This window comes from Micromonospora aurantiaca ATCC 27029 (assembly GCF_000145235.1).
Lineage (GTDB): Bacteria > Actinomycetota > Actinomycetes > Mycobacteriales > Micromonosporaceae > Micromonospora > Micromonospora aurantiaca.
Map to the genome: position 1 here is coordinate 2,711,049 of NC_014391.1, position 13,432 is coordinate 2,724,480.

General features: G+C 76.0%; 1 protein-coding gene (running past one end of the window). It reads left to right on the forward strand.

Annotation, left to right across the window (positions count from 1 at the left end):
• Positions 1–13,344 carry the 3' portion of a type I polyketide synthase gene (locus MICAU_RS12300; protein WP_013285633.1) on the forward strand. It extends 16,467 nt beyond the left edge of the window, so 13,344 of the gene's 29,811 nt are visible here — the last part of the coding sequence; the start codon falls outside the window, past its left edge; it ends in the stop codon at positions 13,342–13,344.
• The last annotated feature ends 88 nt before the right edge of the window (positions 13,345–13,432 follow it).

Consider the following 13,432-nt stretch of genomic DNA (forward strand, 5'->3'; position numbering starts at 1 on the left):
CCCACCCCGTGGCCGCGGGTGGACCGTCCGCGTCGGGCGGCGGTGTCGTCGTTCGGGATCTCCGGCACGAACGCGCATGTGATCATCGAGCAGCCGCCGGCTGAGACGATCGAGGGCGAGATCGTCGCCCGCGACGTGCCGCCGGTCGTACCGGTGCTGCTGTCGGCCCGCGACGCCGCCGCGCTGTCGGCGCAGGCGGGCCGGTGGGCGCGCTGGCTGACCGCCGACGAGGCCCCGCGTCCGCTGGACCTGGCCTGGTCCTCCGTCACCACCCGGCCCGCGCTGGAACACCGGGCGGTCGTCACCGCCGCCGACCGGGACGACCTGGTCGCGGCGTTGACCGCCCTCGCCGACGGCGACCCCACCGGTACGGCCGTCTCCGGCGCCACCGGCCAGCGCGGCCGGCTCGCGCTGCTCTTCTCGGGCCAGGGTGCGCAGCGCGCCGGGATGGGCCGGGAGCTGTCGGCCGGGTTCCCGGTGTTCGCCGCCGCGCTGGACGAGGTGTGCGGACACCTCGATCCGTTGTTGCCGCGTCCGTTGCGGGAGGTGCTGTTCGCGTCGGCGGGTTCCGCCGAGGCGGAGTTGCTGGATCAGACGGTGTTCACGCAGGCCGGGTTGTTCGCGGTCGAGGTGGCGCTGTTCCGTCTGGTGGAGTCGTTCGGGATCGTGCCGGACATGCTGGCTGGTCACTCGATCGGTGAGGTGACGGCCGCGTACGTGGCCGGGGTGTTGTCCCTGGCCGACGCGTGCGCTCTCGTGGCCGCGCGGGGTCGGTTGATGCAGGCGTTGCCCACGGGCGGCGGCATGCTGGCCGTGGCCGCTGACGAGGCCGCAGTGGTCGAGTCGATCGCCGGGCTCGCCGACCGGGCAGGCGTCGCTGCGGTCAACGGACCCACCGCAGTGGTGGTGTCCGGTGCCGTCGAGGCCCTCGACGAGGTGGAGCGGCACTGGCGCGACCGGGGTGTGCGCACTCGCCGTCTCATGGTGAGCCACGCGTTCCACAGCCCGCTGATGGAGCCGATGCTCGACGAGTTCCGCACGGTCCTGGACGGGTTGACGTTCTCCGCGCCGCTGCTGCCGGTCGTGTCGAACGTGACCGGGGCCCTGGCCGGGGACGAGATCCGCACGGCCGACTACTGGGTGCGGCACGTGCGCGACGCCGTGCGTTTCGCCGACGGGATCACCGCCCTGAGGGCCGCCGGTATCGACACGTTCCTGGAGGTCGGGCCGCAGAGCGTGCTGACCGCGATGACCGCCGACGTGCTGGCCGGCGACGACGCCGTGCTGGCCGTCGCGGTGCAGCGCCGGGACCGTCCGGAGGCGCACGCGCTGCTGCACGCCCTGGCGGAGCTGCACGTGCACGGGATGCCGGTGACCTGGCAGTCGTGGTTCGCCGACACCGGCGCGCGCCGCGTCGACCTGCCCACGTACGCCTTCCAGCACCAGCGCTACTGGCCCACCGCCGGCCGGGCGCGTACGGGCGACGTGTCCGGGGCCGGGCTCGGCCGCACCGGGCACCCGCTGCTCGGCGCGACGGTGGACCTGGCCGGCGACGACGAGATGGTGCTGACGGGCCGGCTCTCCCTGGCCACGCACCCGTGGCTGGCCGACCACACGGTCTCCGGGCTGACGCTGGTGCCGGGCACCGCCCTGGTCGAGCTGGCGGTGCGGGCCGGCGACGAGGTGGGCCTCTCCCGGCTGCGGGAGCTGACCATGGCCACCCCGCTGGCCCTCCCCGGAACGGGAGGCGTACGGATCCAGGTGCGGGTGTCCACGTCGGAGTCGCCGCAGCGTCCCGTCGCCGTCTACTCCCGCCCCGACGACGATCCCGAGGCGGGCTGGACCCGGCACGCGGAGGGCGTGCTGGAGCCTTCCACCGCCGACGAGCCGGACCCGGTCACCTGGCCCCCCGCCGGCGCGGCGGAGGTGGACCTGGCGAGCTGGTACCCGACGCTGGCGGAACACGGCCTGACGTACGGGCCGGCCTTCCAGGGGCTCCGGCGTGCCTGGACCGGCGGCGACGAGGTGTACGCCGAGGTGGTCCTGCCGGACGACGCGACGGAGGCCGCCGGGTTCGGCGTGCACCCGGCGCTGCTGGACGCCGCCCTGCACCCGATCGGGCTGCTGCTGGGCGGCGAGGAGTCGGGCGGGCCACGGGTGCCGTTCGCGTTCGAGGGCGTGCAGGTACACGCCTCGGGAGCGGGGGCGCTGCGGGTACGCCTGACCCGCGACGGCTCCGGGCTGCGGCTGGCCGCGTACGACGAGGTGGGCGCGCCGGTCGTGTCGGTGGACTCCCTCGCCCTGCGGGAGCTGACCGGCGTGGCCGCGCCGGGCGTGGCCACGCGGTCGCTGTTCGAGCTGCGATGGCCGGCCGTGGAGGCCGCGCCCGCCGGGGAGCTTTCCGGCTGGGCGCTGGTGACCGGCGGCCGGGAGCTGCCGGCACCCGTCGGAATGCCCACGTACCCCGACGTGGCGACGGCCGCGGGGGAGGAGTCCGTCCCCCGGACGCTGCTGCTGCCGGTGTTCCCCGCGCCCGGGTCGGCGACCGCGGAGTCGGTCCGGGCGGTGACCTCGGACGTGCTGGCGACCGTGCAGTCCTGGCTCGCGGCGGATGCCCTGGCGGACTCGCGGCTCGTGGTGGTGACCCGGGGCGCGGTGTCCGTCGGGGACGACGACCGGGTGACCGACCTGGCCGGCGCGGCGGTGTGGGGTCTGCTGCGGTCGGCGCAGTCGGAGCACCCGGGCCGCATCGTGCTCGCGGACGTCGACGGCGACCCGGATGCCGCGCTGGTGGCCCTGCTGGACGGCGTCCTGCGGGAACCGACCGCGACCGGCGGCCAGTTGGCCGTCCGCGGGGGTGCGGTGCACTCGCCGCGCCTGGTCCGGGCCGGCATCACGGCGGCGGAGACGCCGGCCGTGGGTGACGGTGCGGTGCTGGTCACCGGCGGTACGGGTGCGCTCGGTGCGCTGGTCGCGGAGCACCTGGTGTCGGTGCACGGCGTGCGGTCGCTGGTGCTGGTGTCGCGGCGTGGTCCGGAGGCCGCCGGTGCGGGCGAGCTGTCGGAGCGGTTGTCGGCGTTGGGTGCGTCCGTGCGGGTCGTTGCCTGTGACGTGACGGACCGGGACCAGGTGTTCGGTCTGGTGGCCGAGGTGGCCGCCGAGGGTCGGCTGGCAGGTGTGGTGCACACCGCTGGTGTGTTGGACGACGGTGTGGTGGAGGGGCTGACGGCGGAGCGGTTGGCGGGGGTGTTGGCGCCGAAGGTGTCGGCGGGTTGGTTCCTGCACGAGGCGACGGCGGGTCTGGATCTCGACTTGTTCGTGGTGTTCTCGTCGGTTGCGGGTGTGCTCGGCTCGCCGGGTCAGTCGGCGTATGCGGCGGGCAACGCGTTCCTCGACGGGCTTGCGGCCCACCGGCGGCAGCTCGGGTTGCCGGCGGTGAGTCTGGCGTGGGGGATGTGGGACACGGCAGGCATGGCCGCCTCGATCGACGAGGCGGACCGGGCGCGGTCCGCGCGGGCGGGTCTGACGCCGATGAGCGCCGAGATCGGGTTGGAGCTGTTCGACGCCGCCCTGGGCGCCGACCGGGCGGTGCTCGTACCGGCCGTGATCGACGTGCCCGCGCTGCGGGCGGCGACCTCCGGCGGCCCCGTGCCGGCCGTGCTGCGCACCCTGATCGGCGTGACCGGCACCCGCCGCCAGGCGGGGCAGGGCGGTGGCGGCTGGGCCGACCGGCTCGTCGGGCTGACCGAGGACGAGGGCCGCGCCCAGGTCGACGTGCTGGTACGGGGTCTGGTCGCGCAGGTGTTGGGGCACGGTGGTGCGGAGTCGGTGCCGGCGGACCGGGCGTTCCGGGAGCTGGGCTTCGACTCGCTGACGGCGGTGGACCTGCGTAACCGGTTGAACGCGGCCACCGGGCTGCGGCTGGCCTCGACGCTGGTCTTCGACTACCCGACCCCGGCCGTGCTCGCCGACCACCTGTGGTCGGAGTTGGCCGGGGTGCGCCAGTCGCCCGCCGGCCCGGTCGCCGGCCCGGTCGTCGGCACCGACGAGCCGATCGCGATCGTGGGCATGGCCTGCCGCTACCCGGGCGGGGTGGAATCCCCCGACGAACTGTGGGAGCTGCTGGCCGGCGGCGGCGACGGGATCTCCGAGTTCCCGGCGGACCGGGGCTGGGACCTGGAGTCGCTGTTCGACCCGGACCCGAACCGCAGCGGTACGTCGTACACGCGCCATGGTGGTTTCCTGTACGGCGCCGGCGAGTTCGACCCGGGCTTCTTCGGGATCTCGCCGCGTGAAGCCCTCGCCATGGACCCGCAGCAGCGGTTGCTGCTGGAGGCGTCGTGGGAGTCGTTCGAGTCGGCCGGGCTGGACCCGCAGCGGTTGCGGGGCAGCCGGACGGGTGTCTTCGCCGGTGTCATGTACCACGACTACGCCTCCCGGCTCATGGACCTGCCGACCGAGGTGGAGGGCTACGTCGGCACCGGCACCTCCGGCAGCGTGCTGTCCGGTCGGGTCGCCTACACCTTCGGGTTGGAGGGGCCGGCGGTCACGGTGGACACGGCGTGCTCGTCGTCGCTGGTGGCGCTCCACCTCGCCGCGCAGGCGTTGCGTTCCGGCGAGTGCGACCTGGCGTTGGCCGGTGGTGTGACGGTGATGGCGACGCCGGGGACGTTCATCGAGTTCTCGCGTCAGCGTGGTCTGTCGCAGGACGGCCGGTGCAAGTCGTTCGCCGCCTCGGCCGACGGCACCGGCTGGTCCGAGGGCGTCGGCGTGCTGCTGGTGCAGCGGCTCTCCGACGCCCAGCGCGAGGGCCGGAAGATCTACGCCGTGGTGCGGGGCACGGCCGTGAATCAGGACGGTGCGTCGAACGGGCTGACGGCGCCGAACGGTCCGTCGCAGCAGCGGGTGATCCGGCAGGCGCTGGCGTCGGCGCGGCTGTCGCCGTCCGACGTGGACGTGGTCGAGGCGCACGGCACGGGCACGACGCTGGGTGACCCGATCGAGGCGCAGGCCGTCCTGGCCACGTACGGGCAGGACCGGCCCGCCGACCGGCCACTCTGGCTCGGCTCGGTCAAGTCGAACATCGGGCACACGCAGGCGGCTGCTGGTGTGGCCGGTGTGATCAAGATGGTCATGGCGATGCGCCACGGCCTGGTGCCGGCGACCCTGCACGTGGACGAGCCGTCGCCGCATGTCGACTGGACGGCCGGGGCGGTGGCCCTCGCGACCGAGCCCACTCCGTGGCCGGCGGTGGACCGTCCGCGTCGGGCGGCGGTGTCGTCGTTCGGGATCTCCGGCACGAACGCGCACGTGATCATCGAGCAGCCACCGGCTGAGACGATCGAGGGCGAGATCGTCGCCCGCGACCTGCCGCCGGTCGTACCGGTGCTGCTCTCCGCGCGCTCCGACGCGGCCCTGGCCGGCCAAGCGGGCCGGTGGGCGCGCTGGCTCGCCGCCGACGAGGCCCCGCGTCCGCTGGACGCGGCCTGGTCCTCCGTCACCACCCGACCCGCGCTGGAACAGCGTGCCGTCGCCGTGGTGGCCGACGGCAACGACCTGCTCACCGCGCTTCGGGCCCTCGATGCGGGCGAGCCCTCCGGGACCGTCGTGACCGGCTCCACCGCCGTACGCGGCCAGCTCGCGCTGATCTTCTCCGGCCAGGGTGCGCAGCGTGCCGGGATGGGCCGGGAGTTGTACGCCGGGTTCCCCGTGTTCGCGACCGCGCTGGACGAGGTGTGCGGACACCTCGATCCGTTGTTGCCGCGTCCGTTGCGGGAGGTGCTGTTCGCGTCGGCGGGCACGGCCGAGGCGGAGTTGCTGGATCAGACGGTGTTCACGCAGGCCGGGTTGTTCGCGGTCGAGGTGGCGCTGTTCCGTCTGGTGGAGTCGTTCGGGATCGTGCCGGACATGCTGGCTGGTCACTCGATCGGTGAGGTGACGGCCGCGTACGTGGCCGGGGTGTTGTCCCTGGCCGACGCGTGCGCTCTCGTGGCCGCGCGGGGTCGGTTGATGCAGGCGTTGCCCACGGGCGGCGGCATGCTGGCCGTGGCCGCTGACGAGGCCGCAGTGGTCGAGTCGATCGCCGGGCTCGCCGACCGGGCAGGCGTCGCTGCGGTCAACGGACCCACCGCAGTGGTGGTGTCCGGTGCCGTCGAGGCCCTCGACGAGGTGGAGCGGCACTGGCGCGACCGGGGTGTGCGCACTCGCCGTCTCATGGTGAGCCACGCGTTCCACAGCCCGCTGATGGAGCCGATGCTCGACGAGTTCCGCACGGTCCTGGACGGGTTGACGTTCTCCGCGCCGCTGCTGCCGGTCGTGTCGAACGTGACCGGGGCCCTGGCCGGGGACGAGATCCGCACGGCCGACTACTGGGTGCGGCACGTGCGCGACGCCGTGCGTTTCGCCGACGGGATCACCGCCCTGAGGGCCGCCGGTATCGACACGTTCCTGGAGGTCGGGCCGCAGAGCGTGCTGACCGCGATGACCGCCGACGTGCTGGCCGGCGACGACGCCGTGCTGGCCGTCGCGGTGCAGCGCCGGGACCGTCCGGAGGCGCACGCGCTGCTGCACGCCCTGGCGGAGCTGCACGTGCACGGCGTACCGGTGACCTGGCAGTCGTGGTTCGCCGACACCGGCGCGCGCCGCGTCGACCTGCCCACGTACGCCTTCCAGCACCAGCGCTACTGGCCTGAGGGCACGCCCACGAGGCAGACCGCCCCGGATGGCGGCGACACCGAGTTCTGGGCCGCCGTCGAGCGCGGCGACCTGGCCGCCCTCGCCGCCGAACTCGGCGACGACACCGAGGACCTGGACGCGCTCGGCCCGGCCCTGCCGCTCCTGGCGCGCTGGCGTCAGCACCGGTCGCGCGACACCGCCCTCGACGGGTGGTCGTACCGGATCGGCTGGGAGCCGGTACGGCCGGCCCCGGCGACCCGGCTGTCCGGGCGGTGGCTGGTCGTCACCGTCGACAGCGGCGCCGACGCGGGCGTGGCGAAGACCCTCACCCAGGCGGGCGCCCGGGTGGACACGCTCACCGTGTCGTCCACCCTCGCCCGCGCCGAACTGGGCGAGCGACTGCGCCGCATCAGCGGGGACGGCTGGGCCGGGGTGCTCTGCGTGCTGCCCCGCCAGGACCGGCCCCTGGCGGACACCCCGGCGGTGCCCGCCGGCGCGGCCGCCCTGCTCACCCTCATCCGGGCGCTCACCGACACCGGCCTGCCGGGACGGGTGTGGGCGCTGAGCCGTACCGCGATGCCGGTCACGGCCGGGGAGCGCGCCGGCGACGTGTGGGCGGCGCTGGCGTGGGGCCTGGGCCGGGTCGTCGCCCTCGAACAGCCGGACCGCTGGGGTGGCCTGGTCGACCTGCCCGACCGCGCCGACCGCGGCGCCCGCGCCGGGCTCGTCGCGGTCCTCGCCGACGGCACCCTGGACCAGGTGGCCGTCCGCCGCAACGGCCTCTTCGGCCGGCGGCTGGTGCCGGCCGCGCCGCCCGCGGGTGCGGGTTGGCGGCCCGCCGGGACGGTGCTGGTGACCGGTGGTACGGGCGCCTTGGGTCGGCATGTGGCGCGCTGGTTGCTGGCGAACGGGGCGGCCGAGGTGGTGCTGGCGTCGCGGCGGGGTCCGGCGGCTCCGGGCGCTGCGGAGCTGGTGGCGGAGCTGGGCGCGGTGCGGGTGGTGGCGTGCGACGTCACCGATCGGGCCGCGGTCGAGGCTCTGGTCTCCGGGCTGCCGGAGCTGACCGCCGTCGTGCACACCGCCGGGGCGTCCGGCGGCACCACCGCAGCGCACGAGGTGACCGACGGCGAGCTGTCGGAGACCCTGGCCGGCAAGGTGCTCGGCGCCCTGCACCTCGACACCGCCTGCCGGGGTCGGGACCTCGACGCGTTCGTGGTCTTCTCCTCGGTCGCCGGTGTCTGGGGCGGCGGCGGGCAGGCCGGCTACGCGGCCGGCAACGCCCTGCTCGACACCCTCGTCGCCGCCCGCCGGGCGAAGGGCCTGCCCGCCACCGCGCTGGCGTACGGCCCGTGGGCGGAGGACGGCATGGCCGCCGGGGAGACCGCGGACGGCCTGCGCCGCCGCGGGTTCAGCCCGCTCGCGCCCGACGCCGCCGTCGCGGCGCTCGGCCGCTGGGTGAACGCCCCCGAGGCGGCCCCGGTGATCGTGGACGTCGACTGGTCCCGGTTCGTCACGGCGTTCACCGCCGCACGGCCGAGCCACCTCTTCGACCGGGTCGCCCCCGCCGTCGCCGGGGAGCCGCAGCGGCCGGAGAACGCCGCCGCGACCGACGGGCTGCGCAACCGGCTCGCCGCGCTGCCGGCGACCGGCCAGGAGGCGCTGCTGGTCGACCTCGTCCGCGCGGAGGCGGCGGCCGTGCTCGGCCACCCCACCACCGACCAGGTGCCGGCCGGCCGGGCGTTCCGCGAGCTGGGCTTCGACTCCCTCGCCGCCGTGCAGCTGCGGGACCGGCTGGGCCGGGTCACCGGCCTGACCCTGCCGTCGACAGTGGTCTTCGACCACCCCTCGGCGGCGGAACTGGCCCGCTTCCTGCGTACCGAAATCGTCGTCGGCGCGGACGGCGGCCCGGCTGCCGGCGGCGCGACCGCGGCCCGGCCCGCGGCCGACGAGCCGATCGCGATCGTCTCCATGGCCTGCCGCTTCCCGGGCGGGGTGTCGTCGCCGCAGGAGCTGTGGCGGCTGCTGGCCGACGGAGTGGACGCGGTCACGCCGATGCCTGCCGACCGGGGCTGGGACCTCGACGCCCTGTTCGACAGCGACCCGGAGCAGGTCGGCACCAGCTACACCCGCAGCGGCGGGTTCCTGCACGACGTCGCCGGCTTCGACGCCGCGTTCTTCGGGATCAACCCGCGCGAGGCCCTCGCCATGGACCCGCAGCAGCGGCTGCTGCTGCACACCACCTGGGAGGCCTTCGAACGCGCCGGCATCGACCCGCACCGGGTACGCGGCTCCGCCACCGGCGTCTTCATGGGCACCAACGGGCAGGACTACGCCACGCTGCTGCTGGGCGCCCGAGCCCAGGTGGAGGGCTACCAGGCGACCGGCAACGGCGCGTCGGTGGTCTCGGGCCGCCTGGCGTACTCGTTCGGGCTGCACGGCCCGGCGGTCACCGTCGACACGGCCTGCTCGTCGTCGCTGGTGGCCCTGCACCTCGCCACGCAGGCGCTGCGCAGCGGCGAATGCGACCTCGCGCTGGCCGGCGGCGTGACGGTGATGTCGACGCCGGGCGCGTTCCTGGAGTTCTCCCGGCAGCGCGGCCTCGCCGCCGACGGGCGGGTCAAGGCGTTCGCCGAGGCCGCCGACGGCACCGGCTGGGGCGAGGGCGTCGGCGTCCTGCTGCTCCAGCGGCTCTCCGACGCCCAGCGCGACGGCAACCGGATCCTCGCCGTCGTACGGGGCAGCGCCGTCAACTCCGACGGCGCGAGCAACGGCCTCACCGCGCCGAACGGGCCCGCGCAGCAGCGGGTCATCCGGCACGCGCTCGACAACGCCGGCCTCACCCCCGCCGACGTGGACGTCGTCGAGGCGCACGGCACCGGCACCACCCTCGGCGACCCGATCGAGGCGCAGGCCCTGCTGGCCACGTACGGCAGGGACCGGACCGCCGACCGGCCGCTGTGGCTCGGGTCGGTGAAGTCGAACATCGGCCACACCCAGGCCGCGGCGGGCGCCGCCAGCCTCATCAAGATGGTGCTGGCCCTGCAGCACGAGGTGCTGCCGAAGACCCTGCACGTCGACGCGCCGACCCCGCACGTCGACTGGTCCTCCGGCACGCTGGCGCTGCTCACCGAGGCACGACCGTGGACCACCACGGAAGGGCCGCGCCGGGCGGGCGTCTCCTCGTTCGGCATCAGCGGCACCAACGCCCACGTCATCCTGGAACAGGCCCCGGACCGTCCGGAGCCGGTCCTCCCCGACGGGGACCGTCCCGCGGCGATCCTGCCGTGGCCGGTCTCCGCCGCCGACCTGCCCGCGCTGCGTGAGCAGGCCGGCCGGCTGGCCGACCGCGTCGCGACGGGCGACGACCCCGCCGACCTGGTCGCCTGGGCGCTCGCCGACGGCCGGGCCCACCTCGGCCGGCGGGCCACAGTGGTGGCCGCCGACCGGGCGACCCGGCTGGCCGCGCTGCGCGCCCTGGCCGCCGGGGAGGAGCACCCCGCGGTGGTCACCGCCCGGCGACGCGGCGGCGGCCTCGCGGTCCAGTTCTCCGGCCAGGGCGCCCAGCGCCCCGGTGCCGGCCGCCGGCTGTACGACACGTTCCCCGTCTTCGCGGCGGCCCTCGACGAGGTCTGCGCGGCCCTGGACCACCAGCTGCCGCAGCCGCTGAAGCCGGTGCTGTTCGCGGCCGAGGGCAGCGCCGAGGCGACGCTGCTCGACGAGACGGTCTTCACCCAGGCGGGGCTGTTCGCGCTGGAGGTGGCCCTGTTCCGGCTGGTCGAGTCGTTCGGGGTGGTGCCCGGGCACGTTGGCGGGCACTCCATCGGCGAGATCACCGCCGCGCACGTCGCCGGCGTGCTGTCCCTCGCCGACGCCGCCACGCTGGTGGCCGCCCGGGGCCGGCTCATGCAGGCCCTGCCCGCCGGGGGCGGGATGCTCGCCGTCGCCGCCGACGAGGCGGCCGTCGTCGAGTCCCTGGCCGGGCTGGGCGACCGGGTCGGCGTCGCCGCGGTCAACGGCCCCACCGCCGTGGTCCTCGCCGGGGCCCTCGACGCCCTCGACGGGCTGGAACGGCTCTGGCGGGAACGCGGCGTACGCACCCGCCGGCTGCGGGTCAGCCACGCGTTCCACAGCCCGCTGATGGAGCCGATGCTGACCGATTTCCGAGCCGTCCTCGACGGACTGACGTTCGCCGCGCCGCTGCTGCCGATCGTGTCGAACCTGACCGGGCGGCTCGCCGAGCCCGACGAGATCCGTACGCCTGGCTACTGGGTGCGCCACGTCCGGGAGGCCGTCCGGTACGCCGACGGGATCGCCGCGCTGCGCGACGCGGGCGTGGACACCTTCCTGGAACTCGGACCGCAGGCGGTGCTGACGGCGATGACCGCCGGCCTGCTCCCCGACGCCGACGACGGCACGGCCGTGGCGGCGCTGCGCGCCGGCGCCGACGAGCCGGCCGCCCTGCTCGCCGCGCTGGCCGTCGTGCACGGCACCGGGCGCGACGTCGACTGGGCGGCGGTGCTCGCCGCGCTGGCCGGCCCCCGCCCGGATCGCCGGCTGCTGCCCGAGCTGCCGACGTACGCGTTCCGGCCGCAGCGCTACTGGCCGACCCTCGACACGTTGCCGGCACCGGCCGCCGACGACCCGGTCGACGACGCGTTCTGGCGGGCCGTCACCGACGGCGACCTGGGCCGCCTCGGCCTCGACCCGGACCAGCCGATGCGCGAGCTGCTGCCGGAACTGGAGTCGTGGCGGCGCCGCCGGCAGCTCGACGGCACCCTGGCCGGCTGGCGGTACCGGGTCACCTGGGAACGCCGGGCGCTGACCGTCGCCGACCCCGGCACGTGGCTGGTGGTGGCCCCGCGGCACCAGGTCACCGAGCGGGTGCTCGCCGCCCTCACGGCCGGCGCCGCGACGGTGCACCTGCTGACCGTCGACCCGGCCACCGTCACCCGCGACGGTCTGACCGCCGACCTCGACCGGCTCGCCGCCGCGCACCAGCCGACGGCGCTGCTGTCCCTGCTGGCGCTGGACGAGGCGCCGCACCCGGAGCAGTCCGCGCTGCCGACCGGCCTGGCGGCGAACCTGCTGCTCGTGCAGGCGCACACCGGCCGCTCCGGCCCGGCCGTGCCGCTGTGGCTGGCCACCACCGGCGCCGTCGCCGTCGGCGGGGAAGCGGTCGTGCACCCGACGCAGGCCACCACCTGGGGCCTCGGCCTCGTCGCCGCGCTGGAGCACCCCCGGCACGTCGGCGGAGTCGTCGACCTGCCGGCGGACCCGGCCGAGGCGGCGTACGCGGCCCTGGCCGGGGCCCTGGTCAACGTCGACGGTGAGGACCAGCTCGCCGTCCGGGAGGCCGGCGTGCACACCCGGCGGCTGGTCCGCGACACCGGGCTGCCGGCGGCGGGCGACGGCTACCGGCCGAACGGCACCGTCCTGCTCACCGGCGGGACCGGCCCCCTCGCCCGGCACACCACCGACTGGCTGGGCCGCCACGGCGCCGAGGTGCTCCCGCTGGCCGAGCCGGCCACGGGCAAGCTCGGCGACCTGATGGAGCGGCTCGCCGCCGAGGAACGGCCGGTGACCGCGCTCGTGCACGTCCCGGCCGAGACCGGCTCGGTGCCGCTGACCGAGCTGACCCTCGCCGCCCTGGCCGCCGACCTGGCCGCCACCGTCGGCGACGTCCCGAGGTACGCCGACGAGCTGGCCCACCGCCCGCTCGACGCGTTCGTGCTGTGCACCTCGACCACTGGGGTGTGGGGCGCGGGCGGCCGGGCCGGCCAGTCCGCCGGCGACGCGCTGCTGCACGCGCTCGCGGCGAGCCTGCGCCACGGGGGACTGGCGGCCACCGCCGTGGCGTGGGGACCGTGGCGCGACGATCCCGAGTCGGCGGAGCAGACGCAACTGCGCCGGCGGGGCCTGCCGGGCCTGCCCCCGGAGCTGGCCGTCGAGGCGTTCGGGCAGGCGCTGCGCGCGCAGGGGGCGCTGATCGTCGCCGACGTGCGCTGGGACCGGTTCGTGCCGACGTTCGCGTCGATGCGGCAGTGCCCGCTGCTGACCGGCGTCCCGGAGGCGGGCGCGGCGATGCCCGCCGACGACGAGCGCCGGCCGGCTGACGACGAGGCGGCGACCGCGCTGCGGGAGCGGCTGCGTCCGCTGAGCCCCGCCGACCGCGAGGGCGTCCTCGTCGACCTCGTGGGCGGCCTGGCGGCGACCGTGCTCGGCCACGGCGGCGACGCGGGGCTGGAGCCCGACCGGGCGTTCCGCGAGGTCGGCTTCGACTCGATGACGGCCGTGGAGCTGCGCAACCGGCTCCGCGCCGCCACCGGCGTCCATCTGCCCGCCGCCGTGGTGTTCGACTACCCCACGCCGGCGGCCCTCGCCCGGCACCTGCGCGACCGGCTCGCCGAGGACGGCGCCGCCGCGGCGGCGCCGCTGCTCGCCGAGCTGGAACGGCTCGACGGCGCCTTCGCGGCCGAGGCGCCGGACCGGCTGACCCGGCAGAAGCTGCTGGTGCAGCTGCAGGCGTTCGTCGCCCGGTGGGGCGACGACCGTGGTCCCGCCGAGGAGAAATCGGCCACGCACACCCTCGACGACGCCACCGACGCCGAGATCTTCGATTTCATCCACCGCGAGCTGGGTGGCCCCGGCGGCAATTTGCCAGGGATCTAGAAATGGTGTCGTACGACCGTTGTCGGCGGTCGTGACACGCCGGGCCGGGCGGGTCCGCGCACTCGCCCGGCCGCACCCCGCGAGGGCG